Annotated in this window: 16 protein-coding genes and 1 tRNA gene; 14 read left to right on the plus strand and 3 right to left on the minus strand. The window is 39.1% G+C overall.

All coding sequences use genetic code 11. The features are described 5' to 3' along the window. The first annotated feature begins 11 nt into the window (after positions 1-11). Positions 12-3,230, plus strand: coding sequence for a carbamoyl-phosphate synthase large subunit (gene carB / locus BQ7314_RS15195; RefSeq protein WP_174484536.1), 3,219 nt, complete (start codon positions 12-14; stop codon positions 3,228-3,230). 97 nt (positions 3,231-3,327) lie between these two features. Then, positions 3,328-3,804, plus strand: a complete 477-nt coding sequence (gene greA, locus BQ7314_RS15200; protein WP_174484537.1) for a transcription elongation factor GreA — start codon at positions 3,328-3,330, stop codon at positions 3,802-3,804. A gap of 102 nt (positions 3,805-3,906) precedes the next feature. Here greA and yhbY read toward each other — a convergent pair whose 3' ends face one another. After that, positions 3,907-4,215: a ribosome assembly RNA-binding protein YhbY gene (gene yhbY, locus BQ7314_RS15205; RefSeq protein WP_174484538.1), complete on the minus strand. Its 309-nt coding sequence runs from the start codon at positions 4,213-4,215 to the stop codon at positions 3,907-3,909. Positions 4,216-4,267: 52 nt separating this feature from the next. On the opposite strand from yhbY, the gene rlmE reads away from it, so the two are divergent. The 7 genes from rlmE (at position 4,268) to BQ7314_RS15240 (ending at position 11,809) form a co-directional block, all read left to right on the plus strand. Then, positions 4,268-4,888 carry a 23S rRNA (uridine(2552)-2'-O)-methyltransferase RlmE gene (gene rlmE / locus BQ7314_RS15210; RefSeq protein WP_174484539.1) on the plus strand — a complete coding sequence of 207 codons (621 nt, stop codon included), beginning with the start codon at positions 4,268-4,270 and terminating at the stop codon, positions 4,886-4,888. A 229-nt stretch (positions 4,889-5,117) separates the two neighbouring features. Further along, positions 5,118-7,040 carry an ATP-dependent zinc metalloprotease FtsH gene (gene ftsH / locus BQ7314_RS15215; RefSeq protein WP_174484540.1) on the plus strand — a complete coding sequence of 641 codons (1,923 nt, stop codon included), beginning with the start codon at positions 5,118-5,120 and terminating at the stop codon, positions 7,038-7,040. 178 nt (positions 7,041-7,218) lie between these two features. Continuing rightward, the gene (gene glmM, locus BQ7314_RS15220) at positions 7,219-8,559 is read left to right on the plus strand and encodes a phosphoglucosamine mutase (protein ID WP_174484541.1); all 1,341 of its coding nucleotides are present in this window, start codon (positions 7,219-7,221) and stop codon (positions 8,557-8,559) included. A 52-nt stretch (positions 8,560-8,611) separates the two neighbouring features. Continuing rightward, positions 8,612-9,364 (plus strand): triose-phosphate isomerase, encoded by a 753-nt coding sequence (tpiA, locus tag BQ7314_RS15225; protein ID WP_174484542.1) that lies wholly within the window; start codon positions 8,612-8,614, stop codon positions 9,362-9,364. A gap of 2 nt (positions 9,365-9,366) precedes the next feature. After that, positions 9,367-9,750 (plus strand): preprotein translocase subunit SecG, encoded by a 384-nt coding sequence (gene secG / locus BQ7314_RS15230; RefSeq protein WP_174484543.1) that lies wholly within the window; start codon positions 9,367-9,369, stop codon positions 9,748-9,750. Between the two features lie 66 nt (positions 9,751-9,816). Further along, positions 9,817-9,902, plus strand: a tRNA-Leu gene (locus BQ7314_RS15235). Between the two features lie 359 nt (positions 9,903-10,261). After that, positions 10,262-11,809 (plus strand): bifunctional aminoglycoside phosphotransferase/ATP-binding protein, encoded by a 1,548-nt coding sequence (locus BQ7314_RS15240; RefSeq protein WP_174484544.1) that lies wholly within the window; start codon positions 10,262-10,264, stop codon positions 11,807-11,809. A gap of 152 nt (positions 11,810-11,961) precedes the next feature. Here the strand turns inward: BQ7314_RS15240 and BQ7314_RS15245 are convergent, their stop codons facing one another. Then, positions 11,962-12,513, minus strand: a complete 552-nt coding sequence (locus tag BQ7314_RS15245; RefSeq protein ID WP_174484545.1) for a DUF2058 domain-containing protein — start codon at positions 12,511-12,513, stop codon at positions 11,962-11,964. A 90-nt stretch (positions 12,514-12,603) separates the two neighbouring features. On the opposite strand from BQ7314_RS15245, the gene lpxB reads away from it, so the two are divergent. Both lpxB and BQ7314_RS15255 read left to right on the plus strand, forming a co-directional pair. Continuing rightward, positions 12,604-13,758 (plus strand): lipid-A-disaccharide synthase, encoded by a 1,155-nt coding sequence (gene lpxB / locus BQ7314_RS15250; RefSeq protein ID WP_245395024.1) that lies wholly within the window; start codon positions 12,604-12,606, stop codon positions 13,756-13,758. Between the two features lie 161 nt (positions 13,759-13,919). Further along, positions 13,920-14,462: a hypothetical protein gene (locus BQ7314_RS15255; RefSeq protein ID WP_174484546.1), complete on the plus strand. Its 543-nt coding sequence runs from the start codon at positions 13,920-13,922 to the stop codon at positions 14,460-14,462. 127 nt (positions 14,463-14,589) lie between these two features. On the opposite strand, the gene BQ7314_RS15260 is transcribed toward BQ7314_RS15255, so the two are convergent. Continuing rightward, complete coding sequence (locus BQ7314_RS15260) at positions 14,590-15,258, minus strand: Bax inhibitor-1/YccA family protein (protein WP_174484547.1); 669 nt, start codon at positions 15,256-15,258, stop codon at positions 14,590-14,592. A gap of 193 nt (positions 15,259-15,451) precedes the next feature. Here BQ7314_RS15260 and BQ7314_RS15265 point away from each other — a divergent pair, with 193 nt between their 5' ends. The 3 genes from BQ7314_RS15265 (at position 15,452) to BQ7314_RS15275 (ending at position 17,468) form a co-directional block, all read left to right on the plus strand. Further along, positions 15,452-16,102 carry a DUF2959 domain-containing protein gene (locus BQ7314_RS15265; RefSeq protein WP_245395025.1) on the plus strand — a complete coding sequence of 217 codons (651 nt, stop codon included), beginning with the start codon at positions 15,452-15,454 and terminating at the stop codon, positions 16,100-16,102. Positions 16,103-16,155: 53 nt separating this feature from the next. Continuing rightward, a complete protein-coding gene (locus tag BQ7314_RS15270) occupies positions 16,156-16,683 on the plus strand; it encodes a DUF2780 domain-containing protein (RefSeq protein WP_174484548.1) in 528 nt (175 codons plus the stop codon). A gap of 167 nt (positions 16,684-16,850) precedes the next feature. Further along, positions 16,851-17,468, plus strand: coding sequence for a hypothetical protein (locus tag BQ7314_RS15275; protein ID WP_174484549.1), 618 nt, complete (start codon positions 16,851-16,853; stop codon positions 17,466-17,468). Positions 17,469-17,586 lie beyond the last annotated feature (118 nt).

Consider the following 17,586-nt stretch of genomic DNA (forward strand, 5'->3'; position numbering starts at 1 on the left):
AGTTAACAGATATGCCAAAAAGAACCGACATAAAATCCATATTATTATTGGGCGCTGGCCCGATTGTTATTGGTCAGGCTTGTGAATTTGATTATTCAGGTACTCAGGCCTGTAAAGCGTTGCGTGAAGAAGGTTACCGAGTTATTTTGGTAAATTCAAACCCAGCAACGATTATGACTGACCCCGATATGGCAGATGCCATATATATCGAGCCAATTGATTGGCAGACGGTTGAAAAAATCATTGAAAAAGAGCGCCCTGATGCTGTATTACCAACGATGGGTGGGCAAACCGCATTAAATTGTGCTTTAGATTTAGATGAGCACGGCATATTGGAAAAATACGGCGTGGAAATGATTGGCGCGACTAAGGAAGCCATTAATATGGCTGAAGATCGTCAGTTATTTAATGATGCGATGGCTAGGCTTGGTTTTGAAGTTGCCAAATCTAAAACGGCGCATAGCATGGAAGAGGCGTTTGCTGCGCAAGCCGAAGTAGGTTATCCGACCGTTGTGCGCCCCTCATTCACGATGGGCGGTAGTGGTGGTGGTATTGCCTATAATAAAGAAGAGTTTATTGATATTTGTGAGCGCGGATTATATTTATCACCAACTAATGAGTTATTGATTGAAGAATCAGTTCTCGGTTGGAAAGAATATGAAATGGAAGTGGTGCGTGATACTAAAGATAATTGTATTATTATCTGCTCTATTGAAAATTTTGACCCGATGGGTGTGCATACAGGAGACTCTATTACCGTTGCTCCAGCGCAGACTTTAACGGATAAAGAATATCAGATTTTACGTAATGTTTCTTTAGCGGTGCTGCGTGAAATCGGTGTTGATACGGGAGGGTCTAATGTACAAGTGGCAATTAATCCAGCTGATGGCCGTATGGTTGTCATTGAGATGAATCCGCGCGTATCGCGTTCATCGGCATTAGCCTCTAAAGCAACGGGATTTCCGATTGCTAAAGTCGCGGCAAAATTGGCTGTTGGTTATACCTTGGATGAATTACAAAATGAAATTACTGGTGGAGCAACACCCGCTTCATTCGAGCCGACGATTGATTATGTGGTCACTAAAGTACCCCGTTTTACTTTTGAGAAATTTCCGCAAGCGGATGATCGTTTAACAACGCAAATGAAATCCGTGGGCGAAGTGATGGCGATTGGCCGTACTTTTCAAGAGTCTTTGCAGAAAGCTTTGCGTGGTCTTGAAGTCGGTGTTGATGGCTTGGATGAAATCATTGATTTTACTGAGTCTGGTGCGGAAGAAAAAATGCAGCGAGAGATGCGTCACCCAGGACCGGATCGTTTATGGTATGTGGCAGATGCTTTCCGCAGTGGTATGGCATTTGATGATGTGCATGAGGCGAGTAAAATTGATCCATGGTTTTTAGCGCAAATAGAAGATTTGGTGTTAACAGAGCAGTCATTGGTAACAAAAACTTTGGCAACTTTAGAAGAGGGACAATTATTCCGCTTAAAGCAAAAAGGTTTTTCTGATGCGCGTTTGGCTAAGTTACTAGGCACTAAAGAGCGTGATGTGCGAAAGTTACGTCATAAGCAGGCTATTCGTCCTGTGTATAAGCGTATTGATTCTTGTGCTGCTGAATTTTCATCGGATACGGCTTATCTGTATTCAACTTATGAACGTGAATGCGAAGCGCGTGTTTCAGATAAAGAAAAAATTATTATTTTAGGCGGTGGCCCAAATCGTATTGGTCAAGGGATTGAATTTGATTACTGTTGTGTGCATGCCGCTTTAGCTTTGCGTGAAGCCGGTTACGAAACTATTATGGTGAACTGTAACCCAGAAACCGTTTCGACTGATTTTGATACCTCTGATCGTTTATATTTTGAGTCTTTAACCTTTGAAGATGTGATGGAAATCATAGATTTAGAGAATCCTAAAGGTGTGATTGTGCAATATGGTGGGCAAACCCCACTTAAATTAGCGCGTGATTTAGAGGCTGCTGGTGCGCCGATTATTGGTACTTCACCTGATGCCATTGATTTGGCTGAGGATAGAGAACGTTTTCAGCAATTAATTGAAAAATTAAATTTAAAACAGCCACCGAATGGCACAGCATCTTCGACAGAGCAAGCGCTTAGTGCTGCAAAAGAGTTAGGTTTTCCTTTAGTGGTGCGTCCATCATATGTTCTTGGTGGCCGCGGCATGGAAATTGTTTATAACGAAGAGTCCTTGCAGCGCTATATGAAAGAGGCGATTAGCGTTTCCAATGAATCACCAGTGCTTTTAGATCGCTTTTTAGATGATGCGATTGAAATGGATGTGGATGCGATTTATGATGGTGAAACCTTATTGATCGGTGGCTTAATGCAGCATGTTGAGCAAGCGGGTGTACATTCTGGCGACTCGGCTTGTTCTTTGCCGCCGTATGATTTACCGGTACATTTCCAAGATCAATTACGCGTGCAAGTAAAGCAAATGGCTGAGGCATTAGGTGTGCGAGGCTTGATGAATACCCAGTTTGCGATTCAAGGTGAAAATATTTATGTATTAGAAGTTAATCCACGTGCTTCGCGTACTGCACCTTTTGTGTCTAAAGCAACAGGTTATCCATTGGCTAAAATTGCAGCACTTTGTATGGCAGGTATTTCATTAAAAGAACAGGGAATAACAGAAGAACGCATTCCTAATTACTTTTCGGTAAAAGAAGCGGTATTTCCTTTTGTTAAGTTTCCAAGTGTAGATCCTTTATTAGGGCCGGAAATGAAATCAACGGGCGAAGTCATGGGTGTGGGTAAAACCTTTGGTGAAGCTTTTGCTAAATCACAGCGCGCTGCTGGCGTGGACCTTAGTCATAGTGGTAAAGTGCTAATTAGTATTCGCGAGGCAGATAAGCCTAAAGTGGTTGAGGTAGCAAAAATGTTGATTGCAAAAAATTATCAAATTGTTGCTACACGTGGCACGGCGAAGGTTATTCAGGCAGCAGGCATTGAATGTGAGAAGGTCTGCAAGGTTAATGAAGGACGGCCTAATACCGTGGATATGATTAAAAATGACCAGATTCAGTTGATTATTAATACCACTGAAGGCATTAAAGCAATTTCTGATTCCTTTACTATGCGTAGAGAGGCTTTGCAGCATCGGGTTACTTATTATACGACCATGGCGGGTGCAAAAGCAGCTTGCTATGCATTAGGCGAGCTGGGTGCTGGAGATGTCAATTGTTTGCAGGAACTGCATCGTACTTTAAATTAAAATTCAATTTGAATTTTAATTTATTTATGGAAAGGCTGGCATTTGTCAGCCTTTCTTTTTAAATGAATATTGATTATTAAGTTTGTTGGAGTTTTAAATGGATAAAGTACCTCTTACTGTTGTTGGCGCAGAAAAATTAAAAGCTGAATTAGAGGAATTAAAAACGGTTACTCGGCCGCGAATTGTTGAAGCAATTGCCACAGCAAGAGAGCATGGTGACTTAAAGGAAAATGCTGAGTATCATGCAGCGCGGGAGCAACAAAGTTTTGCTGAAGGTCGAATAAACGAAATTGAAGGTAAGCTAGCAAATGCACAAATTATTGATGTGACAAAAATTGATGCACAAGGTAAAGTGATTTTTGGTGCAACGGTTGAAATAGAAGACTTAGAAACCGAGAAAAAAGTGACTTATCAAATTGTTGGTCAAGATGAGGCGGATATTAAGAAGGGGCGAATTTCGGTAGCTTCGCCTATTGCTAGAGCACTGATTGGTAAAGAGCTTGAAGATGTTGTTACGGTTAAAACACCGAACGGCGAAGTTGACTATGAGATTGTATCTATTCAATATATTTAAATAGCCTATACCCATTGTTGATGTATACACATTGGCAATGGGTATAGTGTTGCAGGAGATTTATAAAAAACCTGGTGTTAGAAATTTTTGTACAGTGCAGTTTTAATAATCTCTACGTCTACTGCCTTGTTTCTTTTTCTTTGGTTCTACCTCGGGTTTTTTTCGGTAAATAACGATAACCTGACCTATACTTTGAATTAGTTCCGCATTAGTTGCGGCGATTATGGCTTCTTGAATGAGTTTACGCGTATCTCTTTCAGCGCGGACTTTTATTTTAATTAACTCATGATTGTTGAGTGCCAGTTCAATTTCATTCAATACTGGGTCGGTTAAACCCGCTTGACCGATCATAATAACAGGCTGTAAGGAATGTGCTTTGCCTATCATTAGTTTTAATTCTTCAGAATTCACTCTATATTTCCTTCGATATAATAAAAATAAGACAATTTTACACTAAATAGATATGGCACGAAGTAAAAGCAGTAACCAATGGATGCAAGAGCATGTCAATGATGAGTATGTGAAAAGAGCGAAAGCTCTAGGCTATCGCTCTAGAGCAACCTTTAAGTTAGTTGAAGTTTTAGAGAAAGATAAGTTAATCCTGCCACATATGAATGTAGTTGATTTGGGTGCAGCTCCTGGTGGCTGGTCTGAATATGTACGTAAAATTATTGGCAAAAAGCAAAAAGTGATTGCTTTAGATATTTTAGATATTGAGCCTATTGAAGGTGTTGATTTTATTTGTGGTGATTTCCGTGAGAATGAAGTTTATGAGCAGCTGACTGATGTTTTAGATGGAGCGCCTATAGATGTTGTGCTATCAGATATGGCACCGAATATCAGTGGTAATAAAGCGATGGATCAGCCCAGCTCTATGTATCTATGTGAACTGGCATTGGAAACTGCACAGGCGATACTAGTTGAAGGTGGCTCATTTCTAGTGAAAGTCTTTCAAGGGGTGGGGTTTGAGGAATATAAAAAACAAATTGACGCTTCATTTGATAAGGTTTTGATTAGAAAGCCAAAAGCATCTAGGGCGCGTAGTAATGAAGTGTATATTTTAGGTAAGGGCTTTAAAAAATAAGTCTTAGCCCTTATTGTATTTAGATGAAGTATGACTTATAAGGTAACACGCAGTAAAAAAACTTCCCTTTTATCAAAAAGAAGATGGCCAAAAGGTGGAGTGAGTTATCGAAAGTTGGATCTTAGGTTAAATAAAGTTAGTGGTAAGTCAGGGTTTATTAATGCTGATATGATCGCTGTGTTTTTTAGGTTAAAGGCCTTTTAGGGCTAGGGCGTACAAATTGAACGATATGGTTAAGAATGTAATTTTATGGGTAGTCATTGCCGTTGTTTTGATGTCCGTATTTAATAATTTTGGTACGCGAGGAACTCAGCAGATATCAGTACTTTCCTATTCACAATTTATTGATGCGGTAAAAGCAGGACAAGTACAAGAGGTTATTTTAGACGATCACAATGGCATTAAAGGTAAGTTACAAGGGGGTAATCAATTTACTTCTTATGCCCCTAACGACCCCCATTTAGTCGATGATTTATTAGCTAATGGTGTGCAAATTAAGGCACGCCCAGCGGAAAATGAATCTATGCTGATGCAGATCTTTATTTCATGGTTTCCGATGGTATTACTGATTGGTGTCTGGATTTTCTTTATGCGCCAGATGCAAGGTGGCGGTGGTAAAGGGGGACCAATGGGCTTTGGCAAAAGCAAAGCGCGGTTGCTTGAGGAAGATCAGGTCAAGGTAACTTTTGCTGATGTGGCTGGTTGCGATGAAGCCAAAGAGGAAGTTGAAGAGATGGTGGATTTTTTAAAAGATCCGGCAAAATACCAAAAGCTAGGTGGTAAAATTCCACGTGGTGCGTTGTTGATTGGTCCACCAGGAACGGGTAAGACTTTGATAGCTAGAGCAATTGCCGGTGAAGCTAAAGTACCTTTCTTCACTATTTCAGGCTCTGATTTTGTGGAAATGTTTGTCGGTGTTGGCGCATCTCGTGTGCGTGATATGTTTGAACAAGCAAAACGCCATGCACCGTGCATTATCTTTATTGATGAGATTGATGCGGTGGGTCGTCAGCGTGGTGCTGGATTAGGTGGTGGTAATGATGAGCGTGAACAAACCTTAAATCAGTTATTAGTTGAAATGGATGGTTTTGAAGGTACAGAAGGTGTGATTGTTATTGCAGCAACTAACCGACCTGATGTTTTGGATGCGGCTTTATTACGCCCAGGGCGTTTTGATCGACAAGTAACTGTTGGTTTGCCTGATGTTAAAGGTCGTGAGCGTATTTTAAATGTCCATATGAGCAAAGTGCCAGCGGCTGATGATGTTGAAGTGAAATATATTGCTCAAGGTACACCTGGATTTTCAGGGGCTGATTTGGCTAATTTAGTTAATGAGGCGGCTTTATATGCAGCACGTATGAATAAACGTTTAGTAAGTATGATTGACCTTGAGAGGGCTAAAGATAAATTAATTATGGGTGCTGAAAAACGCTCTATGGTTATGGATGAAAAAGAAAAGAAAATGACCGCTTATCATGAAGCAGGTCATGCTATTGTAGGCAAGATTGTGCCAGAGCACGATCCTGTTTATAAAGTGAGTATTATGCCGCGTGGTCGTGCTTTAGGTGTCACTATGTTTTTGCCTGAAAAAGATCAGTATAGTGCAAGCAAATGTAAATTAGATAGCATGATCTCTAGCTTATATGGTGGCCGTGTTGCAGAAACACAGATTTTTGGTTGGGAACAGGTTTCTACAGGTGCGTCTAATGATATTGAACGTGCGACTGAATTAGCTAGGAATATGGTGACTAAATGGGGCTTATCGCAACGTTTAGGGCCTTTAGCCTATAGCGAAGAAGAAGGCGAGGTTTTTTTAGGGCGCTCAGTAACGCAGCATAAGAGTGTTGCTGATGAAACTTCACACACTATTGATGAAGAAATTCGTTCTATTATTGATAAAAACTATGCGCGAGCTGAACAGATATTAAAAGATAATGAAGATATCTTGCATGCAATGGCTGATGCTTTAATGAAGTATGAAACGATTGATAAAGAGCAAATTAGTGATTTAATGGCGCGCAAACCCGTAAGAGCCCCTAAAGGGTGGGATGATGATCCAACCCCACCTAATAAAAGTGTTAAAATCGATACCTCTGCTGATAAAAAAGGTGGTACTGATAAGTCTATTGGTAATACAGCAGAGCAAAATTAAGCCAAAAATCGGCTGGTACAGTGCTCTTGAAATATAAAAATGCTATAACTGTTTGTAACATTACTGGTCTCTGAACTTTATAACTTATTTCGAGACCGCTGTACTAGTATATTAAGCTGGAGGAGGGAGAATTTATATAATTCTCCCTTTTTTGTGAGATGAAAAAGGAAATAAAGCAATGACAAAAAAATACTTTGGAACAGATGGTATACGCGGTACGGTAGGCGAATATCCTATTACGCCCGATTTTTTTCTCAAACTTGGCTGGGCGGCTGGAAGAGTCTTTGCTCGTGAAGGTCAGGGTTTTGTTTTAGTGGGTAAAGATACGCGTATTTCTGGTTATATGTTTGAATCGGCTTTAGAGGCAGGTCTTGCGGCGGCGGGGGTAAATACACGTTTATTAGGGCCAATGCCTACGCCAGGAATTGCTTATTTAACTCGTACTCTACGAGCCCAGGCTGGGATTGTTATTAGTGCATCACATAATCCTTATTACGATAACGGTATTAAGTTTTTCTCTACTGAAGGAACTAAATTACCTGATGAACTAGAGCATAAGATTGAATATTATCTTGACCAGTCAATGACTACAGTTGAATCGGCACAGCTAGGTAAAGCTCAGCGCATTAGCGATGCTGCGGGGCGTTATATCGAATTCTGTAAGGCGAGCATTCCGGCAAGTATTGATTTTAGTGGGTTACGTATTGTTGTTGATTGCGCTAATGGAGCTACTTACCATATTGCTCCACATGTATTCAGAGAGGTCGGTGCGGAAGTTATTGAAATCGCCACTGAACCTGATGGTTTAAATATTAATGAAAAATGTGGTGCAACCAAGACTGATTTATTAAAAAATGCAGTCATTAATTATCGTGCTGATTTGGGAATTGCCTTAGATGGCGATGGTGATCGCCTTATTATGGTTGATGATACAGGTGAAGAAGTTGATGGTGATGAGTTAATTTTTATTATTGCTAAAGCACGTAAAGTAGCCGGAAAATTACAGGGGCCTGTGGTCGGTACTCAAATGACTAATTTGGGTATGGAACATGCATTAAAAAAACTTAAAATTGATTTATTGCGCGCTAATGTAGGTGATCGCTATGTAATGGAGTTAATGCAGCAGCATGGTAGTCTCTTGGGTGGCGAAGGTTCTGGGCATATTATTTGTTTGGATAGAACCACGACAGGTGATGGTGTCGTTGCTGCATTGCAGGTATTGGCAGAAGTGCATAGAACGGGTAAAAGTTTATACGCATTAAAATCTGAAATGAGTAAGTATCCACAAGTTTTAGTGAATGTAAAAGTGACCCAAAAGGTAGATCCAAATAGTAACGAAGTCATTCAAAAAGCAGTAAAAGTTGTTGAGAAAGAGCTAGGTGATAGTGGTCGAGTATTGCTCCGTGCATCAGGAACGGAGCCTTTAATTCGAGTGATGATTGAAGGGGTTAATGAAGATATAGTAAGAAAACATGCACATGAATTAGCTGATGTGGTTAAGAATGCAATCACTGCTTGAAATGAAGGGGTATAATCGCTTATTATATGTCGTTTAAATTCTGGGGATTGTGATGCGTCGAGGATTAGTCATCGGTAACTGGAAGATGAATATTAATTGGCACAGTGCTATTGCGCTCGTTGATGGAATTGTTGCTGATATGCCGGCTGTGAATGCTGATTTGGTTGTTTGTCCACCATACCTATACATTCCAGAAGTCAGTGCGCGTATTACTGATACGCGACTAATATGTGGCTCGCAGAATATTGCAGCGCATGCTGAAGGAGCTTATACTGGCGAGATTTCAGGTTCCATGTTGCGTGAGTTTGATTGTAAATATGCTATTGTAGGGCACTCGGAGCATAGAAAATACTATGCCGATGATAATGTCGTGGTTGCAAAAAGGTATAGACAAGCTATTGCTTCAGGCATTGTTCCTATTTTAAGTACCGGAGACTCTCTAGCTCAGAGAAAACAGGGGACTACTTTTGAAGTCGTTGCTAAGCAGATTGAGGACGTCATTGATATTGCTGGCATTGATAGTTTTCATCATGCGGTCATTTCCTACGAACCCTTATGGGCGATTGGGACAGGAAGAACAGCGACAGGCGAGCAAGCACAGGAAGTATTGGAGTTTATACGTCGACTGATTGACAGTAAAAGTCCTGAAATTGCTGAAAAAATTCAGATATTATATGGCGGTAGCGTAAAGCCTGAAAATGCAAAAAATTTATTAGCTATGCCCGATATTGATGGCGTATTGGTTGGTGGAGCTTCGTTAGATACGGACTCTTTTTTAAAGATTTACTCTTCATTTCAAAATTAAAAATGTATCAAATTATTATAATCGGTCATATGGTAGTAGGTTTAGCAGTTATTGGGCTAGTATTAATACAGCATGGAAAGGGCGCAGATGCAGGCGCTGCATTCGGTAGTGGCTCCTCGGGTACAGTTTTTGGTGCGCAAGGTTCAGCGTCTTTCTTATCTAGAACGACTGGAGTTTTGGCGACTGTTTTTTTCTCGACTAGCTTAGCTTTAGCTGTTCTAAGTGGTAATACAGGTAACGATGCAGATATTATGGATACACCTGTTATTGACCCAATAGCCGCAGAAGTGCCAATGATTGAAAGTGAGCAGCAAGTAGTTAATGAACCAGCTCTTACAGAAGATGAGCTACCCGTTATTGTAGATGAGCCTATTATACCTAAGTAATAAATTAGCCAATGTGCTTGTATTGGTAGACGGGCTGTATTGAGCAGTTTCGTTAAGGTTAAAAATGCGAATGTGGTGGAACGGTAGACACGTCAGCTTGAGGGGCTGGTGCTAGCAATGGCGTGGGGGTTCAAATCCCCCCATTCGCACCATTTTTAAAGGATTTATAACGATAGAAGGCATAATTGATATGCTTGATCAGTTTGTTTATACCTGTATTCAGGCTAGTACAATAGATAAATGATCGTATAAGTTTGCGAAAGTATATAGAGCCCATGCCAAATAAGGTATTGGGCTTTTTTTATGTCTGTTATTCTTATAAGTAAATATTTATAAATAAGATTATGAGGTAGGTATACTTTGTTTAAACCAACATTTTTTGTGATAATTTTTACTATTTTGTAAACTTTATAAGAGCTAAAAACTTGTTGGAATAATATGATTTATGTTTGAAATAAGTTAGCTGTTACAATCGAAGCCTGCTTTTTTATAGCTAAAAGGTTATCGAATTATGACGGTTCAACTAATAAGATCACTCCAAAATCCTGTACTGTATCCACATCCTGTCGATAGTTTTAAGCTGATTGAAACACATATTTCTTGGGTGCTTTTAACTGGCTCTTACGCCTATAAAATTAAAAAACCTCTAAACTTAGGTTTTCTGGATTTTTCCTCTCTTGCTAAACGTGAGTATTATTGCCAAGAAGAATTACGTTTAAATTCACGTTTGGCTCCTGAAATATACCTAGAAGTCATTGCTATTTCTGGGAATAAAGAACAACCTGAGCTTAATGGGCTGGGTAAAGTATTTGAATATGCGGTTAAAATGCGACAATTTTCACCAGAAAATACCTTTGATAATTTATTATTGAATGGTTTTTTAAGTAGTGTGTATATAAAACAAACGGCGATGATTATTGCTGATTTTCACGGGCAAGTACCCTCGGCTAGTGCTAATACCTTATTTGGAGATTCTGCTAGTATTTTAGTGCCGGTTCAAGAGAATTTTAGTCAAATTAAGCAGCTAGGTGATTTGGTACAGTCGAGTATTCTCGAATCATTAAATACTTGGTGTGCACAGCAGCACGCTGAACTTATGCCTATTTTTACGCAGCGTAAACAAAAAGGGTTTATTCGCGAATGTCATGGCGATTTACATTTGGGCAATCTCACTTTAATTGATAATCGAGTCGTGCCTTTCGATGGCATTGAGTTTAACCCTACTTTATATTGGATTGATGTTGTCAGTGAAGTGGCTTTTCTGGTGATGGATTTGCAGAGTAAACAGCGACATGATCTCGCCTATCAGTTTCTTAACGTTTATTTACAGAAAACGGGCGATTATTCAGGACTTAAATTATTACGTTTTTATTTGGTTTATCGAGCGATGGTTCGCGCTAAAGTCGAGGCGATTCGTGCGCATCAGGACGCGTCAGAGGAAGAACAGAAACAAGCCCTTAGTCGTTACCATAACTACCTACGATTAGCGCAGCGCTACACTCAGCCTACATTACAGCTGCTTGTTATTATGCAGGGTGTCTCGGGTTCAGGAAAAAGCTGGCTAGCTGAGCAAATAATTAATCATTACCAAATAATAAACTTACGTTCTGATGTCGAACGTAAGCGTGTACAGGTATGTGCTGAAAAAGCTAATGAGCAATATAGTGCTGAAAATCGCAATATAATTTACCAGCATTTATTAGGTCTTGCCAAAGATATTTTGCTGGAAAATTATAGTGTATTGATCGATGCTACGTTTTTAGAGCAGCAGCAGCGGGCACTTTTTTTGCAGTTATCTAGGCAGTGCGGAGTGCCATTTATTATTATCCATACCGAGGCTGACCAGGCTACTTTGCTTGAGCGTATTCAGAGTCGCAGTAAACAAACTGATAATGTCTCTGATGCTACGCCAGCTGTTTTAGAAAATCAACAAAATAGCCAGCAGGCATTAAGTGATGATGAATTGAAATATAGTATTTCAGTGGATACCGCTAGTTCTGATGATTTAGAGAGCTTGTGGGGGTTTATTAATTCTGTGTGGAAGAAGAGGGTGAAGTAAGTTTTAAAAAACGTTACTTGTAGGTTAGGTTAGATTTTTTTTGCGGAGCAATAAAAATCTAACCTAACACATAGTTAGCTGTGCGTAAAATGTTGGGTTACGTTATCTGCGCTTCGCTAGATAATCTAACCCAACCTATAAAACTATAGTCTTTACCACATCAAATCATCAGGAATTTGGAAGTCGGCGTAAGGGTCATCATTCGTGCTAGTTTCTTCTTGAATCTTATCATTCATTACCAATACATAACTATCATCACGCTGTTTAATTTTTTCGGCAACGATAGCAGGGACAAGTTCGTAAGTTGAGTCATACTTTACAATGGCTAATTTTCCGTTGCTGATATGTTTGAGTGTCTGTTCACTGACATAAATCTTTTTGACGATATTATTGTCTGAGAAATTATAAGCTACTCCATCATCACCTTTAGCTTTTGCCTGTGCATTTTCTTTGATCAGCTGTTTGATCTGAGCGAGAATTGCTTTCTCTTCTGCTAGCGCTTGTTTTTGTTGGTTTAATTCACGATCTTTCGCTTGCTTTTCAGTGCGGGCTTGTTGTGCAAGTAAGGTTGCCTCATCGGTTTGTGTGGTTTTACTGTTGCGTTGTTGCTTGGTTTGTTTATACTTTCCTTTTTTTACTTGATTCGCTTTGCTTTTATCAATAAGACCTGAGTTTAACAGTTGGTCTTGTAATGAAATTGCCATACTTAATGCCTTTTGCTGTTTGATAGAGAATTTGAGTAAATTATAGTGTAATCGCTTATATTTTTAAATAGTATCGGAGTTGTAGCATCTATGAGTCATTTGTCCAAGAAAATCATGTTGGTGTCTGGTGAATCCTCTGGCGACCAACATGCAGCAAATTTATTTCTTGAACTAAGAAAGCGCAACCCTGAAATTCAAGGTATCGGTATGGGCGGAAAGAAGATGGCCGCGGCGGGTATTGATATACATTATGATTCGTCCACTTTGGGTGTTATTGGTGTTATTGAGGTGATTAAGCGCTATGCTGAAATCAACCGTGCTTTAAAAGCTATGCAGCAGTTATTATTGGAACAACGGCCTGATTTATTAGTTTGTGTTGATTATAAAGAGTTTAATTTTAAACTAGCGACTTTTGCCAAGAAAAATGGCATTAAAGTACTGTTTTACGTTAGTCCGCAAATTTGGGCATGGCGGCCAGGGCGGGTAGTTAAATACGGAAAAGTGATTGATATGATGGCCGTTATTTTTCCTTTTGAAGTGCCTTTCTATGAAAAAGAAAATGTGCCAGTACGTTATGTCGGACATCCTTCTGTCGATAAAGTGCATGCTAAACGTAGCAAAGAAGCAGATTTTCAAGAATTTGGTTTAGCCACAGGCCAACCTGTAATAGGTATTTTGCCCGGTAGTCGTACTGATGAAATCAATCGTATGTTACCGATTATGTTGCAAGCAGCTGAGGAAATACAAAAATCGATACCGGATGTGCAGTTTGTGCTACCTCAAGCGGATTCAGTCAGTAATGAATTATTACAATCATCCTTTCAACACTCCAGTGTGCAAGTGAAAACCATTAAAAATCAGTTCTATGATGCGGTACAGTGCTGCGATGCTGTAATGACAGTATCAGGGACGGCAACATTAGAGATTGCGCTATTAACAGTGCCGATGTTAGTTGCTTATAAGTTGTCTACGATTACTTATTTATTAGCTAAAATTTTAGTGGATACTGAGTTTATTGGCCTGCCTAATATTGTTGCAGGTAAGTCTGTTGTACAGGAATTTATTCAGCATGAAGCAACGCCACAAAATTTAGCAGCAGAAATTTTACATATTTTGCGTAATAAAGACTATGCGGAGTCTATACGGGAAGGGTTAAGAGCTGTGCAAATTGAAATAGGCGAGGGTGGTGGTTCGGAGAATATGGCTAAATTAGCATTGGAGATGTTACAAGGAAAGACATGTTAAAAAATAGTGCTTTGAAATAGTGTGCGTAATGCACTAGCTATCAAGTTAAAATGTGGCTAAATTTTATATTTATCATAAATTTCAAGTTATAAACCGTTCTATGTGCTGGTAGGTAATTGAAGGCTCGTAGAGTATTTACTGTATGTTAGAGCGATTCTGATATGACAAACATTCAAAAAAGGTTTAATGATAGTGTCGCTGAAAAAGCAGATTGGCAAATGCTAAATACAGCGACTGCCAGCTTTAATACTAGAAAGCTGGTTATTGATAATAATGACCGCATTAAATATAAAATGACGTGGTTTTTTCGTGGATTTCTTGGTCTTTTCATTATAGTCGGTTTAAGCGGATTATTTGAACATAAAGCTTTTGTGCTTTTTATTTTTCTTGGGCTTGTAGGGTTTTGTTTTAGTTCATTTCCTATTGTGTTTGACAAAAAAAGAAACCTTTTTTTTAGAGGAAGATCCTCTGAGTTATTTATGGATTATGTCGAAATAAACCTTTCGGAAATCTATGCATTACAGCTTATTGGAGAATGGGTTAGTGGGAGTGATGGTGGCGCGTATAATAATTACCAGATTAACCTAATAAATAAGGAATCAAAGCGCCTACATGTCGCTTGTTATGCAAGCAACAAAAAAGCCAAAGAGGATGCGTTAATATTGAAAAATTTTTTAGGGGTTAAGCTATGGGACTTAACCTGAGTTACTTATAATTACCTCAGAAAAACAATACTTTATCCGTAACACAAGGCTGTTATTTAAAGTACTTCAACCTGAGGCATAAAAAAGCCCAGCAGAACTGGGCTTTTCACCGTAGCTTGATGATTAATTAATCATTACCACCAAAGACACCTAATAACTGTAATAAGCTTAGGAATAAGTTGTAGATAGAAACATATAAAGAAATTGTTGCTAAGATATAGTTCGTTTCGCCACCATGAATGATTTCGCTAGTTTGGTATAAGATCAAGCCTGACATTAACAAAATGAACATAGCAGAAACAGCTAATGACATTGCTGGAATAGCAAAAACCATGGCGCCGATACCTGCTAGAAATGCCACTAAAATACCGACCATTAAGAAGCCGCCTAAAAAGCTAAAATCTTTACGAGTCGTTAAAGCATAAGCAGATAAACCGATAAAAATAACGCCTGTACCGCCTAATGCGGTCATCACTAGCTCAGAGCCGTTACTGAAATTAGTTAAGTACATGCTAATGATTGGGCCTAAAGTTAAGCCCATAAAGCCTGTTAGTGCGAAAATAAACACCAATCCTAAGGCGCTGTTGCTAAATTTCGTGGTGGCAAACAGTAGCCCGAAATAACCAACCATCGTTACAATTAGTCCTAAAGGCGGCATATTGAACATCATGGCTAAGCCTGCTGTTAATGCACTGAATAGCAGTGTCATTGAAAGCAGCATGTAAGTGTTTCTTAAAACTTTATTAGTTGCCAGTGTACTTTCACTGGCTGGTGTAGCTGCAATATTTAATTTCATTATGGGTAACCTTTATTAATGAATGAAGAACAAGCTTAATCTTACAAGACTTTTGCTCGATAAGAAAATACTTTCAATTACCTTATGTGGGTAATTATTCCCTATTTCAAGGAAATGCACTTAATTTCTTTTTGTTATAGACTAAATTAGGGATAATAGCCGTTAGTGTTTACTGATTTTTATGGAGATTTTTATGATCAAATCCTGGCGTTTATTTACCCTGGCTCTCGTTGCTTTGTCGCTTCCTGCTTGTTCAAGTATGTATTACAGTGGCTTAGAGAAAATAGGTATTCCAAAGCGAGATATTATGGTGCATCGTGTGGAAAAAGCCCGCGATACCCAACAAGATGCCAAAGAACAGTTTAAAACGACGTTAGAACAGTTCAGTGCGGTAACACAGTTTAAAGGGGGCGATTTAGAGGCTGTTTATAATAAGTTAAATAGCGAATATGAAGCAAGTAAAGATGAGGCAGCAGCAGTGAGTAAACGCATTGCTGATATAGAAGATGTTTCAGCCGCTTTATTTGCAGAGTGGAAAGATGAAGCAGATGAGTTTAGCTCTGCTGCGTTACGTCGCAATAGCTTACATAAATTGGCTGCTACCAAACAGCAATATGATAAATTGATTAGTGCAATGCATCGTGCTGAAGCAAAAATGCCACCCGTTCTAGCCGTGTTTAAAGATCAAGTGCTGATTTTAAAACATAGTCTTAATGCGCAAGCGATTGCTTCTCTTAAAAATGATTTAGCGAGTGTTGAGTCTGATGTCAATACCTTGATTAAAGCGATGAATCAATCCATAAGTGAAGCAGATGACTTCATTAAAACGATGGAAAAAAATTAGGCATTTAATGCCTATAGTTCAAAAGTGTAAATTTTTATTAAAAGGAAAAAAGAATGATGACAAAACATATACTAGCACTAACCGCTTCAAGCTTATTAATACTGACGTTGACAGGCTGCGCAACGCAACAAGCCGATATTGCCGCTGTTGATCAGGGTTTGAATACTGCACAAGCGGTTAAAAGCGCTGACTTAACTGGCTTACTTACACAACAATTAGGTGTGACTCCTACGCAGGCGGCAGGGGGCGCGGGTGCATTATTTCAAGTTGCTCAGTCTAAAATGTCTGTGGGTGATTTTCAGCAGTTGACTCAGTCAGTACCAGAAGTAAATGGTTTAATAAAGAGTGTTACGCAGTCTAAACCGAGTGGATTATCGCAAATTGCGTCAGGTGCTTCTGCGTTAATAGGGGATGAAAGCAATACTTTAGGTGCTGCTGCAGATTTGTATAGTACTTTTGAATCTTTAGGGTTATCGGGTGATATGGTGAGTCAATTTGCTCCTGTTATCACGGATTATGTTTCTAAAAATGCAACACCTTACCTTACTAAAGCATTAACTTCCGCTCTAACTGGGCTGTAAGTTAAGTGGGTCAGGCTTGGTAGTTGGTACTAGGCCTGGTATTATACCCCCTCTCAACTAAGGCGGACGGTCACACATGCACTTTAATAAATTGCAAAAGTTGACTAACCCTCCAGTATTAACCTATTATCAGAAGCCTATCATTCTCTACTAACAATAATAAAAATATGAATAATAGCTTACAAAGTTTAACTAAATACCCCTCGCTATCATCAGTCCTAGCAATTTTTACCATTCTTCTAGTCAGTATTTTTAGCGTTAATTCTGCTAACGCCCATCGAGGAGCAAAAGGTGAAGGGGATGCATGCCGAATTTATGTGGGCACAGAAGTCGTACACTTCTCAGCCTATACACCTACTTTTACCAAAGGTGAGAGTTATTGCGAAGCAATCCCTAATATTGGTTTAACGCATATTGTTATTGATTATGAAGGCAAAAAATTACGAGGCTCCACGGTTGAGTTTGAAATTACAAAAGAACCAGAAGGAACGCGTATTTTTTATCAAAAACCTGAGAAAATAAAAACAGGCTCAATGGATGCTAAAGTTGATTTTAGCCAGTTTGGCGCGGGTGAATATTTAACACATGTTACTATTGTCAACCAAGGTGAAAAGTTAGATTCTCATTTACCTTTTACTGTAGGTATAGAGATTGATGAGGATAATATTCCTTATAAATTGATTATTCCCATTATTTTAGTCATTATTAGTTTGATTGCGATGAATATTGTGGTCAATAAAAAAGAAAAAGAGAAGCAGGCAAGTAGGGCTGACGATACTCACTAATAATAAGGAATTTACTTGAATGGTGGTATTTTTAGGCTTTATCGTATTCTGCAACTCTCACAGCCTATGGGGTTATCCGTAACCGCAGGCTTTGTGAGTTATTAAAAAACAGACAGTG

The sequence above is a fragment of the methanotrophic endosymbiont of Bathymodiolus puteoserpentis (Logatchev) genome (assembly GCF_900128525.1).
In the GTDB taxonomy this organism is placed as follows: Bacteria; Pseudomonadota; Gammaproteobacteria; order Methylococcales; family Methylomonadaceae; genus Methyloprofundus.

Bases quoted from the DNA above. Each gene is read 5' to 3' on its own strand.
- tpiA (WP_174484542.1), top strand. From the start codon at position 8,612: ATGCGTCGAGGATTAGTCATCGGTAACTGGAAGATGAATATTAATTGG.
- BQ7314_RS15270 (WP_174484548.1), top strand. From the start codon at position 16,156: ATGATGACAAAACATATACTAGCACTAACCGCTTCAAGCTTATTAATA.
- BQ7314_RS15245 (WP_174484545.1), bottom strand. From the start codon at position 12,513: ATGGCAATTTCATTACAAGACCAACTGTTAAACTCAGGTCTTATTGAT.
- BQ7314_RS15265 (WP_245395025.1), top strand. From the start codon at position 15,452: ATGATCAAATCCTGGCGTTTATTTACCCTGGCTCTCGTTGCTTTGTCG.
- BQ7314_RS15255 (WP_174484546.1), top strand. From the start codon at position 13,920: ATGACAAACATTCAAAAAAGGTTTAATGATAGTGTCGCTGAAAAAGCA.
- rlmE (WP_174484539.1), top strand. From the start codon at position 4,268: ATGGCACGAAGTAAAAGCAGTAACCAATGGATGCAAGAGCATGTCAAT.
- ftsH (WP_174484540.1), top strand. From the start codon at position 5,118: ATGGTTAAGAATGTAATTTTATGGGTAGTCATTGCCGTTGTTTTGATG.
- BQ7314_RS15275 (WP_174484549.1), top strand. From the start codon at position 16,851: ATGAATAATAGCTTACAAAGTTTAACTAAATACCCCTCGCTATCATCA.
- glmM (WP_174484541.1), top strand. From the start codon at position 7,219: ATGACAAAAAAATACTTTGGAACAGATGGTATACGCGGTACGGTAGGC.
- BQ7314_RS15240 (WP_174484544.1), top strand. From the start codon at position 10,262: ATGACGGTTCAACTAATAAGATCACTCCAAAATCCTGTACTGTATCCA.
- secG (WP_174484543.1), top strand. From the start codon at position 9,367: ATGTATCAAATTATTATAATCGGTCATATGGTAGTAGGTTTAGCAGTT.
- greA (WP_174484537.1), top strand. From the start codon at position 3,328: ATGGATAAAGTACCTCTTACTGTTGTTGGCGCAGAAAAATTAAAAGCT.
- carB (WP_174484536.1), top strand. From the start codon at position 12: ATGCCAAAAAGAACCGACATAAAATCCATATTATTATTGGGCGCTGGC.
- lpxB (WP_245395024.1), top strand. From the start codon at position 12,604: ATGAGTCATTTGTCCAAGAAAATCATGTTGGTGTCTGGTGAATCCTCT.
- BQ7314_RS15260 (WP_174484547.1), bottom strand. From the start codon at position 15,258: ATGAAATTAAATATTGCAGCTACACCAGCCAGTGAAAGTACACTGGCA.